A 15,521-nucleotide genomic window follows, 5' to 3' on the forward strand; every position below is an offset into this window, starting at 1 on the left:
AGCGAGGGCCGAATTGCTGGGGCGAGACCGCAAGGTCGAACCCGATCGCCAGTGAATGCGCCTTCGATAGCTCAACGCGCTCCACACCGATGGCGCGCCGTATCGCCTCGCTCTAACCGGTAGCGACCACCAGCAACCGGGCAGCGATAGTGGTGCCGTCCGTGAGCACAAGGCGCTGCCAGTCCGGCGCGGTAGAGACCTCCGCAACCTTCCCGACCATCAGAAGCACCTGTGGCGGCAGGGCCTCGCGCAGGCCGTTCACCAGCGGACCGTAGGAGAATCCGAACTCGGCGTTCTCCTTACGCTCAAAGAGCTGTCCGAAGCGGAAGACCTGGATTTCGTTTGTCGGGGTGACCAGGGTTTTTATGACAGGGCCGAGCCCTAGCTCGTCGAACAACTGCATCTGCTCCAAGCGGGTCTTCTCTGCCCGGAACTCGTCGTGGTGTACGGGGTGCGGATCAATGAGCGCGACCTTGCGCCCGGCTTTGCCTAACACCGTTGCCAGGGTGGTGCCGGCCAGTCCGGCGCCGACAATGGCCACATCGACTGATGTCGCCCCGGCGTGTTCGGCAAACGGTTCAGAGTAGTTCTGCCTATTCATCGTGCCTCGTCGGGTGATGTCCCCGGGTGTCTTTCCGACCGCTCGTCACCTCAACTGCCTGATTGGGATATCAGCGGTGACTAATGTTTCTGTTAACGGACCGCCCTCATTTGCCCGCCGCCCCATTCACGGCAGCGGCGGGCGTCCCTGGAGATGAGTAAAAGCGACTGCTCGGGCGTTGGTGGCCTTGGCGGAGCATGGGATGCAAATTCGGTGCCGTGGATCCGTGCCGTAGTGAAACAGCATGAGGAAAGCCCGCCGCGCGCGCTCCTGCGACGGGCCTCCTTATGGAGTGGCTACATCCCAGAGGGAATCGACCACCGTATGGTTAACCTCCCCTACGGGACAATGTTCCGGGCATGAAAGAGCCCGCTGACCGAAGCCAGCGGGCAAGCCACTTGGGAAGGCCGCGGGAGTGGTGCGGCCAGCTCCCGAACCATGGTCGCAGCCAGATGTTCCGCAGCCCACAAGAAGCCAACGGCAACACCGGTTCTAATTCTGTGGGGCTCAAAAAAGGGCCCGCCACCGGAGAGGTCTTGGTAGCGGGCAGGTTCTGGAGTGTGAGCGGTGGCAGGGTCGGTTGCTAGATATCGAGCAACCGTTCTAGGAAGCTCGAGTATGTTTACCCAGATTGTCGAGCTCTTTCGCAGCCTCAAGTCCCGAAATTTTAACGTCGACATGTCGCTTCCGGATTTCAGCGGCAGAATCTCGCAATTCCTCAAGCCTTCGAGAATGCCTGGAGGCTGGCGGTAAGTTTCCAATGTTCTGCATCGAAGCTGCCATTGCTGCGCCCTCTAAATCAGTTCGTTGATACGACTGAGAACAGGCTCACACGTAACCACTAGCACGGCACCGAAGTCCTCCCGAAGCTCGTCGACGGTTGCTCGTCCCCGGCGAACCGTTCTATGATCGTCACCGGGGGTAGAATCTATTGGCGCCAAGGTTCATCGCTAAGCAGCTCTCTTGGCCGTCGGGGATCGGCGGCTGGCTTGTCCGCGCAGGAATGAATCGCGGCAACGCAAGGCTGAACAGCTACGCTCTCGATCAACTTCAGTTGGTGCCAGAAGATCGAGTTTTAGAGGTCGGGTTCGGGGGCGGCACAGCACTGCCTCGACTTCTCCGTGGCGCAACATTGGTCTGCGGTGTTGATCGCTCTCAAGACGTGGTAAAAACCGCCCGTCGCCGGTTTGCCGATGCTGTGAGCGCCGGACGAGCCGAGTTCCACGTCGGTACAGTAGAAAAACTGCCGTTGCGGGATTCGACATTCGACAAGACACTAAGCGTTCATACGGTATACTTTTGGCAAAGCCTTGAAGCTGGATCAGCGGAGCTTGCGCGCGTTTTGGTGCCAGGCGGGCGCATCGTGTTGGGCTTCCTCCCGAAGGTCCATATGGACCGGCTGAACATGCCGGCGGATATCTTTACTCCGCGCGACCCAGATGACGTAATTGCTGCGCTACGAAATGCCGGGTTCAAGGAATTCGAGATTCGCAGACCGACCTCGGAAACGGCAAGGATCGTCGCGACAGCCATACGAAGCTGATTGAACGCGCCAAGGAGCCGGTGGGAAATCGCCTAGGCAAAAGGGTTGAATGCAGGCGCGTAGGAAGTCGCTCACCCGCCCCGAAGCACGCACCACCGGCACCTGGCGCAAGTAAAAAAGCCGCGCCGCTGCGATCACCAAATCGCGACGAGCAAGACCCGTTCTGCACAAAAGGAGCGGCTACTGCAACCAATTTCAGCCTGAAAAGTTTGGAAGGCCTTATCACCGTCGAGGAGGAGGGTCTGACTTGAGTGCTTTCCTGCCTGTGAAGATTAGGTTTACGAACCTCCAAGCGGCGACGGCCATCCAGTCAGTGGTCGAAGCCCGAGCGGCAATGGATGCGGCCGCATGGAAGAACAAGCACTTGCATTCCTTTCGACAGGCACTGCGTTTGCTGGAGGAGGCTCAGGCAGGAACCTGCCGGCAATCCATCGCTTTCGCAGCCTTTGTCAAAGCCGCAAGAGATCAGGACATGATTGTTTCAGATCAACCGAGTGAGGCCCTGAAGCGCCTAGACGTGCTGGCACGCTCCATCTATGCCCAGGATCGCATGCCGCGCTCGATTTAACCAACAAGCGCGTCCTGCGACCTGGAAGCCCGCGCCCCTCAAAAAAAGCGCGGGCCGACCAAGTTTGCCCTTGGCCAGCAGCGCGAAGGACCTCGGAGTGCGCTGCGCTGGTCCAAACCCAGCATACGCGCCGGCCGCCTTGGCCGATCGCCAGTCGGCCCCCTCACTGGCGGGAAAGCGAGCCCGGCCGGGTCTCGGGGACCCTGACCAGCAGCACGCGAGCTGCCGACCGTCGAACCAGCCGAAATATCAGGTTCAATTGCCCCTCGTCTTGGATCTAAACAATTAGTGGCTGGGGCTGAGCTCGCCGCACTCTTCGGATGACCTCACCGGCGATCTGATCGGCAGAACCGGTGAAGTCGAGCGGCCCATCATACATTGCCGCGTTCATCGGCATCCCGGCTTTGATCTCGCCGGCCTCGGTAAGGACCATCGTTGCACCGCCGGCGTGGGCTATTGCGGCAAGTCCACGTGAGCCATCACTCAGCGAGCCCGATAACACGATGCCGATTGCGCACGTCTTGGCGTGAACGGCCACAGAATTGAAGAGGATGTTGACGGTCTGCCCGCGATGTATGTGTCCAGCGCCCTCAACAAGTTTCACATTGCTTCTAGCGGCTAATGACAGGTGCGCGTCTGGCTGGCCGATGTAGCAGCGTCCGACGTGGAAGACGTCATCTTCATCGGCGACCATAACCGGCATTAGTGACCTCTTACTCAAAACCTCTCTCAGGTGACTCACTTTATCGCTGGGCCGATGCAAGACTACGAGGACGATGGCCTGCAGGTCATTGGGCAGGTTGCTAAGGAGGGCTTTGATGTCGCTGAGGCCATCCGATCCAGATGCGCCGATAGCGACGAAGAAAGGGCCATGTTCGTGCTGAGCGTGCGCGATATGCATCGACTAGGGCTAACAGGTTCGCACCAACTTCGCGAGGATAACCTCAAAGCATTCGCGATAGCACAATATTTCTCCCCCAGCGGTCCCTCAATGAGCACCACCGAGCCGGACCTCCGGTCATCCTAAATGGGTACGGAGGGGGCCGTACCCGGCAGAAGGCGCGGTCCATCGGGCGTCGGACAGACTACATGGTGCACGCGGCATCATATTGCGGTGTGAGACGGTCTGTACTTGACTGGCCGGGGTCTGTTGTGAACCGGCCGATCGGCGATTGTGTTCGCTATCGGCTGCATGGCTCGCGTTGGTATCTACGCGCTCGGGGTTCACCTGGCTGGTGATGGCGCTTCGCACCCAAAGGCTCTCCAGATGCCCTCCCGCGAACGGGCGCCGGCTAACGCCAGGCGCATTCAACTCGGCTCCTTGCCGTTGATGCCCGGATCTGCGCGCGCAGCCGGCAAAAGCCGTTCGGCACGCTAGTCTAATCCCGATGGAACTGGATTGCCGCAATTTTGTTTCTCGTCCGCCCCGTTTTGTGAGGCAGTGAAAAAAGGGAGACAGTCATGGCAACCGCCAAAAAGGCCTCGACGAAAGGCCTGAACGAACTCTTCATCGACACTTTGAAGGACATTTATTTCGCCGAGAAGAAGATCCTGGCAACACTTCCCAAGATGGCCAAGGCGGCACAAAGCCCTGACCTTAAGGCAGCCTTCGAAAAGCACCGCGGCCAGACCCAGGAGCACGTAGCGCGACTGGAAAAAATATTCGGCGCTCTCGGCAAGAAACCCCAGGGCAAGACCTGCGCCGCCATCATGGGTATAACGGAGGAAGGCGCCGAGATCATGGACGAGTACAAGGGCTCTCCGGCTCTCGATGCTGGTCTCCTTGCGGCGGCTCAGGCAGTCGAACACTATGAGATCTCCCGCTATGGTACGATGCGCACCTGGGCTAGCGAGCTCGGCATGGCCGAAGCGGTTAAGCTTCTTGAGCTTACCCTTGGCGAGGAAAAGGACACCGACGAAACCCTCACGCAGCTCGCCGAGTCAGCGGTGAACGTCGCTGCCGAGGCGGCTTAGGAACGAGACAACGGTCTCTGTCATCCGCAAGGCTTCTGACGGTCGCCGTGCCGGCGGATGGCTTCCATACATTGAGGATAAGAACGCAATTTTCGGTGCCCGTCCAAATGTGCCGCAGTGAAACGGCAACAGAAAGCTCGCCTGGACGGCGGGCTTTCCGACCGGCCGGAGGCCAGGAGAGTGCGGCCAAAACCTCACGGCTGGTTCCCCTTCAGCCTCGGCGGCGTGCTATCACCAGGCAGAGCTGGCGCAGGTCCCGGTCATAAGTCCCCTCATCGCTGAGGACGTCGGTGCACCGCTTCATGCGCGTTACCTGCGAGCCTGACATCTGAGCCACTGCACCCCGAATGTTGGCGCTCGAGAGGGTGCTCGGGTTCGACGGATTGCTGGGATCCGTTTCGTTTCCAATGGCCACGCCCGCGCCGACACCGCCTGTCCCGCCGACATTGGCGCCACGCCCGGCGTTGATGCCGCCCGTCCCACCAACATTGGCACTAAGCCGACGCCGCTGGAGCCACCGGCTTTGGCTCCAGCACCCGCGTTTACGCCACCAGCGCCGCCAATCGACGTGCCATCCCCAGCGCCGATGCCGCCGATCGATGCACCAGCTCCGGCATTGATGCCGCCGCCGCCGACCGAGGAACCAGCACCGACGCCGATGCCACCAGCAGCCGTTGCCGGAAGCGACAATGAAAGCATGACTGCGCTGCTTGCAAGAATGTTGGCGAAGGTTTTCACGAAAGAATTCATGACACTCTCCTGTTGCTTTGCACCAGCCGCAAGTTGACTGTGTCAATAGCAAAGAGCCGCCGAGCGTCTCGGGTGCGGAGCAGGAAGGCTTAATTCAGAAGAAGGCTTCCGAAGTCTCAAAGCGATCATTAAATTTCTTACGATCGACGAAAGATCCGGCTGCTGAAAAGCGCTGCAGTGTAAGAGGTAGACGAACCTAACGGAGCGGCAAATGTCGGTGCCTATGCCATGAGGAGAAACTAGAAATGAAACATGCAGAAGCACATTGATAAGTTCATCCGCGGCGGTTCTGGTGCGCCCGTCGAATGTGGTCTCATCGCCGCGCTTATCGGGCTCGAAGTCTCCCGTCTTGATCTTAACCAGATCACAGCCACGAAGCCTGCTGTCGACGGCTAGATCAAAAAGAGCGCAATCGCGAACCCTCCCTTCTCGATCCAAGAAGAAGCGGATTGACCATATCTGCTTCAGTGTCAAAGGGCGTTTCTTCCGACGGTCTTTCCCGCCTTCCAGGCGGCGGTCAGAAGCTGCAGCATGATAGTGAGAGTGACCCATCTCATTTCTCCTCGGCCTTGATTGGCCGGGAGGGTAACTAGATGGAGCTAACTGCGGCGGGTCGCGTGCGGACTGGGCCCTTCAATGTGACGATAATAGCGGAGCAGACGTTAGCCGATGCAAGCGAAATGGCCGCCATCACCCCCATCGCGGATTCTCCAAACCACTTTCGAGTGCGGCACCCCGAGTTTGAAGTCCGCAAGTACTTTGCTAGTCAGGCAGATAATAGTTCACAGCTATGGATCCAAATCACGCCTGCCAGAACGGCTTTTGAAGATCCGCCTCGACGGCAGCCAGGGTAAGACCGACGTCGTCGATCCGCTGAGGCCCATCTTCGGCCAGTCGCTTCAGCTCCTCGCGATAGTACATGCGCTCGCGCCAGACCGCGACCAGGCCGCGCAGGGCGATGAGTCTCGCCCAGACCGATGCCGGTCCAGTCGTCCACGTCGGCTGTTCGCTCCAGAAAGACTGGCATAATCTTGAGGTAAGAAAAAGCTGCGTGCTCATTTGGCTCATCCTTTCTTGGTGCTGCTAACGATGACGTTACTGTAGCGGATGAGCGGAGTTGCGTACTAAAGCGCGGCCGAAACTGTTCCGAAAAATTCCGAAACGTCTAATATGGCGCGATGCAACGGGTTCACCTTACCTTTGGTCCGTTCGTGCTCGACCCTGAGAAGGGGACGCTCCTGCGGCAGGACATACCGATCTCCATCGGGCATCGCGGCATCACGCTGCTCGCCGCACTTGCGGCCCGGCCCGGCGACATCCTGACCAAGGCCGAGCTGATGGAAGCTGCCTGGCCGGGCCTGGCGGTCGAGGAAAGCAATCTCACCGTCCAGATTGCGACGCTGAGGAAGGCGCTCGGCCCTACCGGCCAAGGTGGCGATTGGATCGCCACCGTGCCTCGCGTCGGCTACCGCTTCACCGCGCCTGTCGAGCGCGTGGAAGGTTCAGTGCAGCGACCGATCGCGCCATCCGGCAAACCCGCCATTGCGGTGCTGCCCTTCGCCAATTTGAGCGGCGATCAGGACCAACAATATCTGAGCGACGGCATCACCGAAGATATCATCACTGAACTTGCTCGATACCGGTCGCTCTTGGTGATCGCGCGCAATTCATCTTTTCAGTTTCGTGGGCCAGCGCCGGACCCCGCATAAGTCCACCGGCAACTCGGCGCGCGCTACCTCGTCGAGGGCAGCGCGCGACGGCTCGGGGACCGCATCCGGATCACGGCGCAACTGATCGACGGCGCCAGCGACTTCCATTTGTGGGCTCAACGCTACGACCGAGCGCTCGAGGACATCTTTTCGGTTCAGGAGGAGGTGGCGGCCCTCGTGGCTTCAACTGTCCAAGGCGCCGCCGAGGCAGATGCGACTACCCGCTCGCGGCGAACGCCGCCGGCCGATTGGGCCGCCTACGACTACTACTTGCAGGGTCGCGCGCACTACCATCAGTATGAAATGGACAAGGGCAAATCCATGTTCGCCCGGAGCGCCGAACTCGATCCGGCTTTTGCTCAAGCTCATGCCTATCTGGCGCAGTGCCTGGTTGCGCGCTTCTGGTACGACCGCGATCCTGGTACGCTGCAAAGTGCCTTGCAGTCTGCGCGCACGGCGCTCCTGCTCGACCGGAATGACGGCATCTGCAACCAGAGCATGGGTCTCGTGCTTGTACATATGCGCCAGCATGGGGATGCCGGACTGTATTTCCAGCAGGCCCGGACGCTCAATCCGCACGACGTCAACATTGCCGGAGACTATGCAAGCTGGCTCAACTACGGCGGCCAGCCGCAGCAGTCCTTGGCGGTCCTCGAAAGGGCCATACTGCTCGACCCATTGCCCCCGGTCTGGTTCTGGGAGGTGAAGGGCAGCGCGCTCTTCCGGCTCGGCCGATATGCCGAGGCCATCGACGCTTATCGGAAGGCCGGCGACCAGTTCTTCATCCATGCCTTTCTTGCGGCGGCCTACGCACATCTGGGCGAGATGGAAAACGCGCATGTCGCAGTCGAGGCCACACTGAGCCGGCAACCGGACCTCTCGCTTGGCTACCTTGCCCACCTTCCCTTCGCAGACCCGTCATCCTTCGAGCTCTTCCTCTCCGGTTTCAGAAAGGCCGGCTTTTTCTAGGATTCAATCGGTCCGAGAAACTCATAGCTGCATTTGGATGCATGTGAGCAGTAAGAAGGACTTCGGCAATGATCATCGACATGAGAACCTCCATGTTGGAACCCGACATGCGGGGTCATTGCTGGATCAGGCCCATCGTCGAGCAACGCACTCATGTTGCGTTGGGCAGACCGTCGCTTTCGAGCGAGGTAAAGTTTGCCGAACGTCCGAGATGAGGGCGCGAAGCGGACCGCCCCGCGAGTGCCAGCCTCCTCAGGCAAACGTAGGCAAGGTTCGCTTCCCGCGCCTTATGTCGGCGATTGAGGCATAGGCTCCCCGCTCTGCCCGGGGCCCCCTCAGGCAATGGGTGCTGCTCGCCCGGGTCAGATCACAAAGTCGCGCTGCCCACCCGGTCCGCCAGTATCATGCGACGGTTCTCATCCACGCCAGAAACGACTCTATCACGGCGGATCGCGGACTGTGCTGCATCCATACGACATAGAAACTGTAGCCCGGCAAGGACAATGGATGCGCTTTGACGAGCGTGCCGTTGTCCAGTTCACGACCGACCACGACGTCACTACAGATCGCTATTCCTTGCCCGGCCACAACCGCATCTATCGCATGCAGTTCCTCGCGGAAACTCAAATCCCAGGCTTTGTCGGCAGTTAGCTCCGGGTCTATTGAACGGGCCGTCGCTAGCCATCGGCGCCAGGTGGGGGCCTCCGGATCCCGGTTCATCCAGTCAAAATGGATCAACGGATAACGCAGGAGATCGGCGGCACGCTTAATTTCCCGCTTATCGCCTGCCAGCAAACGGGGGCTGCAAACGGGAAAGAAGGAATCGCGGCAGATCTCTTGCGCCGCGAGGCCCAAAGGCGGGCTTCGTGTGTAGCGGATCGCCACATCCGCGGCGCCGGCGCGCAGGTCGAGAACTGTGTCCGTCCCGATGATCTCCAGCGGCACTGCCGCCGGGTTGGCCTCTCGCCACTTCTCGAGCCTAGGAACCAGCCATCGGCTCGCGAAAGCATTCGGGCTTGTCACCCGCAATGGTGCTTGAGGATCCGTCTCGGCGACTGCGGCAAGGGAGCCGGCGAGCAGATCAAAGCCGTTGCGGAGGATAGGAAACAGTCGCGCTCCCGCGCTCGTCAGCACGAGCGGGCGCGGTCGGCGCTGGAACAGCTTGCGACCGCATATCTCTTCCAACAGGCGGACTTGGTGGCTGATCGCTGTCGGCACCACGCCGAGTTCCACCGCTGCCGCCTTGAAGCTGCCGTGCCGAGCGGCCGCCTCGAAGGCGTGTAAAGCGCGTAGAGGCGGGCCGTTTGTCATGCCGTCAGTCTAGATGAATTCCCCTCATCTAGCAGCTAAGAATTTCGCTTTTGCAGAAGGGTGGACCCTGTGCGACCCTAATCCTCTTGGAACGAGGGCGGCGGAACGGAGATGCCACGACAGACCGATGTGCCGTTGGAACCATCCCATCTTTCGAGTACGGCGATGGAACAGCTACGGAAGGGCCTACTGGGCGATGTGATCTTGCCGGGAGACCCCGGCTACGACCAAGCGCGCGCGGTTTGGAACGGAGCCATCGACAAACGCCCTGCGGCAATCGTCTATTGCGCTACTCCTGAAGATGTCGTGCATGCCGTGGCATTTGCCAGGTCACATGGCTTTCTCGTCGCAATTCGCAGCGGCGGCCATAACGTCGCCGGGTTGTCCGTCTGCGACTATGGGATGGTGATCGATCTTTCCCGCATGAAGAAGATTGTCGTCGATCCTGAGCGCCGCATCGCCAGAGCCGAAGCCGGTGTGAACCTCGGCGAGTTCGACGCAGCCACACAAGCCTTCGGTCTTGCGACGACCATGGGTGTCAACAGCGACACCGGTATTGCCGGTCTCACGCTTGGCGGAGGCTTCGGCAAGCTCGGACGAAAGCACGGTCTGAGCTGCGACAATTTGATCGCGGCTGAGATCGTCACGGCCGACGGACGACTGTTGCAAACCAGCGCCGGCGAGCATCCCGAGCTGTTCTGGGCCTTGCGTGGCGGCGGCGGCAATTTCGGCATAGTTACGGCGTTCGAATACCGGCTACACGCGCTTGGCCCGGCTCTTCTGGTGGGGTCGGTGCTGTACGCCTACGATCAAGCGCGGGAGGCCATGCGGTTTTACCACGAATTCTCCCGTGACGCTCCGGACGAGGCGAGCGTCGACGCAGCACTTGTCACGCTGCCCTCGGGCGACTTCGCGTTCAGCATCTCGGCTTGCTATATCGGATCACCCGAAGCGGGCGAACCCGTCATCGCACCGCTGATGAAGTTCGGATCTCCCATCGAAAGCCGACTTCAAGCCGTTTCCTTATCTTCAGATTCAATCGGCCGGCGACAGCCTCTTTCCACGCGGACGACGCTATTACTGGAAAGCGCAGTTCCTGCGGGAGATTAGTGATGGTGCGATTGACGCGCTGCTGCACACTTACGCAAGAGCTCCCAATCGCTACTCCCTGCTGGTTTTCCAGCAGGTCGGCGGCGCGATCGCTCGCGTGCGTGCATCGCACTCACCCTACGGCAATCGCGATGCGGCGCTTGACTGTTTTCCCGTCGCCATCTGGGACGATCCGGCCGATGACGAGGCAAATATGCGTTGGGCGCGCGATTTGTGGAATGCCGTCAGGCCATTCTCTACCGGCGGTGTCTATGCCAACAATCTTGGTGATGAGGGTGACGAGCGCGTACGCGAAGCGTACGGCGGAAATTATGCGCGTCTCGCCGCCATCAAGAAGCAGTACGACCCGACCAACTTCTTCCGGTTGAACCAGAATATTAGGCCTGCATAAATTCCGAATATTTGTTGGGGAAGCCGCGCGCAGTCGCTGGGTGATCCTTGCTGTCCTGTTTGCCGCCCGCACCGCAATGGAGTTTCAATTCCAGAGCGTCGGCGCCACACATCAGCGCCAAATCGTCAAAAGCGTATCTCATCTGCATGCAGAAGGCCTACTTTCTTCAGACCTGCGTCGAACCCCGAAAGCACCCGATTATGGTGATCGACGATCTGCTCGGCCAAGAGGGAACCGAAATCCGCCGTAGTGTGCCCATCTCGGACGAGCGTCACATCAAATCCCTCCGAGACGGCGCGGCGCGTGGTCGTGTCAACACAGAATTGAGTCATGCAGCCACCGATAACCAGGCGGTCAACCTCGAGCTCTCGAAGCCGGTAGGCTAAATCGGTGTTGTGGAAGGCATCGCAGCTCCGCTTGCGAATGAGGATGGTGTCCTGGATCGCGGACACCTCCTCGCGCAGCTGCCAGCCCGGCGACCCAACTTCGAGGCGGTGCCCTGCGTCCCCGTCGTGCTGAACGACGACGACCGGTACGCCAGCCGCCTCCGCAGCGAGTTTCAAGCGGCCAAGCCGGGCCGCAACGGCTTCGAGTTCGCGGTGGATAACGACCTGCCGACCGCCATCGACCAGATTCGCGAGGATCCCGTGTTGCACATCGATGATCATGAGTGCTGTAGTCATTAAACATTCTCCCGAAAGCCATGTGAGAAGAGAGTACTCCACCGAGGTAAAGCCAACTAAAAGGATGGCCCGCCCACGGCGGCATGAGACCGACATCGAATTTTCGAAACGCGTCTTCGAGAATGGCCGATGCCCGCAACGGTTCAGCATGGCGCCGGCCGGCATACGCTCGACGACTTTACCCTCACGTACCGGAGTGGAACGGCAGCGGGCGGGACCGGCTATATCACCTTGGGTCCTGTGGCAGGATGAGAGGTTACGCGCGACAAAGACGAAGGTACGGTGATCGCGGGCGGATTGGACAGTCGATGGAGGCGCAATGTGATAGAGGTGTTTTCAGCAATAGTGGTCTTTCTGCTGCTATGCGTTGGAGCAGGCTTGGGCATCCTTATCCGGGGTTGGCTTCCCGCGCAGCACCAGACTCCGGAAGCCACGCTGCTGATGCAGTTAACCGTAGGTTTGCTTGCGACCTTTGCGGCGGTTGTTCTCGGTCTTCTCACCGCGTCGGTGAAGCAGGCCTACGACAATTCGGCCCTCGACCGGCAGCAATATGCCCTGCAGCTTGACCTCATGGATGCGTGCCTACATGACTACGGAACTGACGCCGCCCGCATTCGCGTCGACCTAGCAGGTTACATCGCTGCCGTTATTGCGAGCACTTGGCCGAACGAGGCTCAGCCTACCGGTGTTTCCTACCCTGATCCGTCGCGTATGCCTGTTGTGGGCGCCACACCGGAACTTGAAGAGCTGATGAACAAGATCGGTCTCCAGGTGAACGAACTCATGCCAGCCGATCCGCAACACACGGCTATCGCAGCGATGTGCCGTGCCCGATATGATAAAGTCTCTACGGCCCGTCTCAGCGTGATCGAAGCCGCGCGCAGTGAATTGCTGCAGCCCTTCTACGGAATTCTGATCGTCTGGCTGATGATCATTTTCGCCTGCCACGGTCTCATCGCTCCACGAACGAAACTGACATTGACCCTTATGCTTCTAAGCGCGATCTCACTCAGCAGCGTTATGTTCGTTATCGCAGACCTTAGTCAGCCCTACGGGGGATTTTTCAGCATATCCAGCGGGAGCATGCGGAGCGCTTTGCAGGCGATGCTGGCTCGGACCGGTTAGGAAATTCTCCATCGATCGTAAACAGCGATGCGGCCGGTTTCTGATCAAGGCTCGGCTTATTAGTCGGCCAAAGTTCAGTAAACCAGCCTCCCGTTGCCGCGTTCAGGCGCGCCAGCGGTTCGTCTGGTTAGCGAAACATCCGACAGCTTGAGGCGGCGTTGGCCAACTTCGCTCTGCGCCGGCGCTTTATGCTCGAAGTCCAGCTGACGCAAAATTTCCAGGAGCCGCTGGTTCCCATTGCGGTTGCCGCGACGCGGCCAAATGCGCTCCTCTGATGCGCCGTGCTCTGCTCGTTGTCCCGATTTAGGCGCAATGCTGGCATTGCAGCGGAAGTCCGCTTCGGCGCCGTGTCCGGACGGTGCGTCTATGTGGAACGCTCCGCGGTAGGCTACCGTTCTCAGTCGCCTCTTCCTCGCCGTTTGGCGCTATGCTGTCACTGCCCGAAACTTACCGTTCGTTCCGGGGTTAATTGTCGGACTTGAGTGGGGACGAGCATAGACCTTCCAGTTCCTGGGGATAAATTTTCAGAAGCAGACCGATTTGTCCGGGCCCGACATCGCCGCCTGAGCCGCAGCCCTCCAAGATGATGAATGATGGCGCGAGTCGGTGAATATGAAGACGTGCAGAATCCATGCACGCTATTCCGGCAGGCCGGCAATATTTAGCGCGTGACCAAGGCAGTCCGCGAGCGCCGGGGCACAGTTAACCGCGGCGAACTGTCGACTGTAGCGAAACATTGGATGCAGTTCACGGACACGCGCGGCGGCGGCCCTCGCTTCGTCCAGCCGGCCAAGTTTGGCTAGCGCAGCGGCCAATTGCACATAAGTGATGCTATGTGCCGAATTGGCTTGAACCGATTTATAGGCTGCGTGACAAGCTTCTTCGTAATGGCCGCGCAGCAGGTGACTCATTGCTTGCGCATCGAATGCGGCCCAGGCCCAGGAATCGAAGGGGCTGAGCCGCATACCCTGCTCACTCCATTCTAAGGCGCGTTCGGCTTCGCCTGCCCATCCGAGAACGACGCTGCCAAGTATGTAGGTCAGCGCCGATGACGGGCTGATGCCGAGGGCAGCTTCCAATGCCGTGAACGCAGCGGCGCGATCGTGCGCATCCATGCCTATCGAAAAGCCGGCCCACGTAAGGGCAAGTGCATCGTCCTGTCCATGGACAATGGCCGATCGGGCGTGGCGGATCGAAGCAGCACGGTTGGCCTCCTGCAGGCCGGCGCGAAGGAACAAGCAGTGGTGGCACATCGCAGCATTGCCATGTGCAAGCGCATAGGTGGGTTCGAGCGCAACCGCGCGCTCAAGAAGCATCAAAGCTCTGGCTACCTGCTCCGGCATACCTGAATCGACGTCGGGCTGGGCTTGCAGAACGAGATCATAGGCGTCGAGACTATCAGGGCGCTTCCGCCTGACACGTTCGATTTCCGCTTTCCGCAAGCTCGGCGCAATCGCGCCCACTATGGACAGCGCGATCTCGTCTTGGAGCGCAAAAACATCGCGGGAACTTCGGTCGTAGCGCTCTGCCCAAACGTGCATGCCGGTCGAAGCGTCAATCATCTGGCCGATCACGCGCACCCTATCGCTGGCCTTCCGCACGCTGCCTTCGAGTACATAGCGCACGCCAAGCTCGCCGCCCACCTGCTTCACATCCACGGCGCGTCCCTTGTAAGTAAAGGTGGAATTCCGCGCTATGACGAAAAGCCAGTTGATGCGCGCGAGACCAGTAATGATGTCGTCGACCATCCCATCGGAGAAGTACTCCTGCTCCGGATCGTGGCTCAGGTTCGAGAATGGCAGAACGGCGATGGACGGTTTGTCAGGTAATATCGGTGCGGATATGGCCCGGGCGGCCGCTGAAGCGTCAGGAGCATTTGTGGCAACGGCCGGTCCGACATACCTATAGCCGCGGCGCGGAAGCGTTTCGATCCAGGGCTTGGCATCTCCTGTCTCCGCCAGCACCCGGCGCAGGGATGCGATTTGCACCGTTAGATTGTTATCGGCGACCGCCAATCCGCCCCAGGCGGCCTCGACCAGCGCATCCTTGGACACCGGTACGCCGGCGTGATCAAGCAGCCGGCACAGCAACGCCACGGCACGCTGCCCAAGCATCGTCGGCTCGGTCCCGTGGTATAGAAGGCCCACCTGCGCATCGAGGCGGAACGGGCCAAACTGGTAGAAGTCGCTCCCCACTGTCATTCGACGATTTTAGCAGATATTTGGTAAGAAATTCACCACTTTCCGGCGCGAACCGCAGATCTTGGACAGGTGCTTGCAATGGTAAGCACTTAGGTGGAGGATCAAATGAGCGCCGAAACCGTTGTTCGCATGCCTGATGAGAAGAAGGGCGTCATGCTACGTGGGCACCCTATGGTTTTCCTCGTCACCGCCGAAAATTCCAAACACACGAGCATGTTCGATTGGACGATTCCGGCGGGTTTCGCCACTGGGCTGCACGTTCACCGAGTGCAGGAAGAGACTTTTTACCTGCTTGAGGGCGAGTGTGAGTGGCATGTCGGCGATAGGACGATTCGCGCAATGCCCGGAACTTATCTGTTCATCCCGCCGGGGGTGCCGCACAACATCACCAATATCAGTGAAAGTCCGGCTCGTGTCCTGATGACCGTCTCGCCGCCCGGACATGAGCATTATTTCGAGGAACTCGCCAAACTGACGGCACAGGGTGCGCCAAATCCAAAAGCGCTTGCCGAATTGCGAAACCGCTACGACACCAATCAGCTCTCAACTTTGACAACGCGCGCGTAAGCACGCTTGGCGAAAAGCC

General features: G+C 59.7%; 17 protein-coding genes and 1 pseudogene. 10 read left to right on the forward strand and 8 right to left on the reverse strand.

Features of this window, described 5'->3' with window-relative positions:
- Nucleotides 1-112: 112 nt before the first annotated feature.
- The gene (locus FJ936_RS31080) at nucleotides 113-601 is read right to left on the reverse strand and encodes an FAD-dependent monooxygenase (RefSeq protein ID WP_246680596.1); all 489 of its coding nucleotides are present in this window, start codon (nucleotides 599-601) and stop codon (nucleotides 113-115) included.
- Nucleotides 602-1,604: 1,003 nt separating this feature from the next.
- Between FJ936_RS31080 and FJ936_RS29450 the strand changes: the two genes are divergently transcribed.
- A complete protein-coding gene (locus tag FJ936_RS29450) occupies nucleotides 1,605-2,144 on the forward strand; it encodes a class I SAM-dependent methyltransferase (RefSeq protein WP_140792150.1) in 540 nt (179 codons plus the stop codon).
- 247 nt (nucleotides 2,145-2,391) lie between these two features.
- A complete protein-coding gene (locus FJ936_RS29455; RefSeq protein ID WP_181763203.1) occupies nucleotides 2,392-2,712 on the forward strand; it encodes a DUF982 domain-containing protein in 321 nt (106 codons plus the stop codon).
- A gap of 277 nt (nucleotides 2,713-2,989) precedes the next feature.
- Here FJ936_RS29455 and FJ936_RS29460 read toward each other — a convergent pair whose 3' ends face one another.
- Complete coding sequence (locus FJ936_RS29460) at nucleotides 2,990-3,613, reverse strand: chemotaxis protein CheB (RefSeq protein ID WP_141907416.1); 624 nt, start codon at nucleotides 3,611-3,613, stop codon at nucleotides 2,990-2,992.
- Nucleotides 3,614-4,173: 560 nt separating this feature from the next.
- Between FJ936_RS29460 and FJ936_RS29465 the strand changes: the two genes are divergently transcribed.
- Entirely contained in the window at nucleotides 4,174-4,686 is a 513-nt protein-coding gene (locus FJ936_RS29465) for a DUF892 family protein (RefSeq protein ID WP_141907417.1), read from the forward strand.
- A 309-nt stretch (nucleotides 4,687-4,995) separates the two neighbouring features.
- On the opposite strand, the gene FJ936_RS29470 is transcribed toward FJ936_RS29465, so the two are convergent.
- The gene (locus tag FJ936_RS29470; protein ID WP_246680597.1) at nucleotides 4,996-5,436 is read right to left on the reverse strand and encodes a hypothetical protein; all 441 of its coding nucleotides are present in this window, start codon (nucleotides 5,434-5,436) and stop codon (nucleotides 4,996-4,998) included.
- A 252-nt stretch (nucleotides 5,437-5,688) separates the two neighbouring features.
- Here FJ936_RS29470 and FJ936_RS30665 point away from each other — a divergent pair, with 252 nt between their 5' ends.
- Nucleotides 5,689-5,832 (forward strand): hypothetical protein, encoded by a 144-nt coding sequence (locus tag FJ936_RS30665; RefSeq protein ID WP_181171421.1) that lies wholly within the window; start codon nucleotides 5,689-5,691, stop codon nucleotides 5,830-5,832.
- Here the strand turns inward: FJ936_RS30665 and FJ936_RS31085 are convergent.
- Nucleotides 5,779-5,969 (reverse strand): annotated as a pseudogene (locus FJ936_RS31085) (hypothetical protein); the annotation flags it as partial. The gene FJ936_RS30665 and the pseudogene FJ936_RS31085 overlap by 54 nt on opposite strands.
- 268 nt (nucleotides 5,970-6,237) lie before the next feature.
- Nucleotides 6,238-6,495, reverse strand: coding sequence for a hypothetical protein (locus tag FJ936_RS29480; protein ID WP_140792142.1), 258 nt, complete (start codon nucleotides 6,493-6,495; stop codon nucleotides 6,238-6,240).
- Between the two features lie 119 nt (nucleotides 6,496-6,614).
- Here FJ936_RS29480 and FJ936_RS31090 point away from each other — a divergent pair, with 119 nt between their 5' ends.
- Nucleotides 6,615-7,145, forward strand: coding sequence for a winged helix-turn-helix domain-containing protein (locus FJ936_RS31090; RefSeq protein ID WP_246680598.1), 531 nt, complete (start codon nucleotides 6,615-6,617; stop codon nucleotides 7,143-7,145).
- 165 nt (nucleotides 7,146-7,310) lie between these two features.
- Entirely contained in the window at nucleotides 7,311-8,114 is an 804-nt protein-coding gene (locus FJ936_RS31095; protein WP_246680599.1) for a hypothetical protein, read from the forward strand.
- A 402-nt stretch (nucleotides 8,115-8,516) separates the two neighbouring features.
- Here FJ936_RS31095 and FJ936_RS29490 read toward each other — a convergent pair whose 3' ends face one another.
- A complete protein-coding gene (locus FJ936_RS29490) occupies nucleotides 8,517-9,425 on the reverse strand; it encodes a LysR substrate-binding domain-containing protein (RefSeq protein WP_140792140.1) in 909 nt (302 codons plus the stop codon).
- 111 nt (nucleotides 9,426-9,536) lie between these two features.
- On the opposite strand from FJ936_RS29490, the gene FJ936_RS29495 reads away from it, so the two are divergent.
- Together FJ936_RS29495 and FJ936_RS31100 are read left to right on the forward strand one after the other, a co-directional pair.
- Entirely contained in the window at nucleotides 9,537-10,535 is a 999-nt protein-coding gene (locus FJ936_RS29495) for an FAD-dependent oxidoreductase (RefSeq protein WP_246680600.1), read from the forward strand.
- Between the two features lie 97 nt (nucleotides 10,536-10,632).
- A complete protein-coding gene (locus FJ936_RS31100; RefSeq protein WP_246680601.1) occupies nucleotides 10,633-10,926 on the forward strand; it encodes a BBE domain-containing protein in 294 nt (97 codons plus the stop codon).
- A gap of 125 nt (nucleotides 10,927-11,051) precedes the next feature.
- On the opposite strand, the gene FJ936_RS29500 is transcribed toward FJ936_RS31100, so the two are convergent.
- Entirely contained in the window at nucleotides 11,052-11,609 is a 558-nt protein-coding gene (locus FJ936_RS29500; protein WP_141907418.1) for a cysteine hydrolase family protein, read from the reverse strand.
- 378 nt (nucleotides 11,610-11,987) lie between these two features.
- Between FJ936_RS29500 and FJ936_RS29505 the strand changes: the two genes are divergently transcribed.
- Nucleotides 11,988-12,734: a DUF4239 domain-containing protein gene (locus FJ936_RS29505; RefSeq protein WP_140792134.1), complete on the forward strand. Its 747-nt coding sequence runs from the start codon at nucleotides 11,988-11,990 to the stop codon at nucleotides 12,732-12,734.
- A gap of 638 nt (nucleotides 12,735-13,372) precedes the next feature.
- Here the strand turns inward: FJ936_RS29505 and FJ936_RS29510 are convergent.
- Nucleotides 13,373-14,935: a winged helix-turn-helix domain-containing protein gene (locus FJ936_RS29510; RefSeq protein WP_140792132.1), complete on the reverse strand. Its 1,563-nt coding sequence runs from the start codon at nucleotides 14,933-14,935 to the stop codon at nucleotides 13,373-13,375.
- 105 nt (nucleotides 14,936-15,040) lie between these two features.
- Between FJ936_RS29510 and FJ936_RS29515 the strand changes: the two genes are divergently transcribed.
- Nucleotides 15,041-15,502 (forward strand): cupin domain-containing protein, encoded by a 462-nt coding sequence (locus FJ936_RS29515; RefSeq protein WP_140792130.1) that lies wholly within the window; start codon nucleotides 15,041-15,043, stop codon nucleotides 15,500-15,502.
- The last annotated feature ends 19 nt before the right edge of the window (nucleotides 15,503-15,521 follow it).

Source organism: Mesorhizobium sp. B2-4-13 (genome assembly GCF_006658535.1).
GTDB classification, from domain to species: domain Bacteria; phylum Pseudomonadota; class Alphaproteobacteria; order Rhizobiales; family Rhizobiaceae; genus Mesorhizobium; species Mesorhizobium australicum.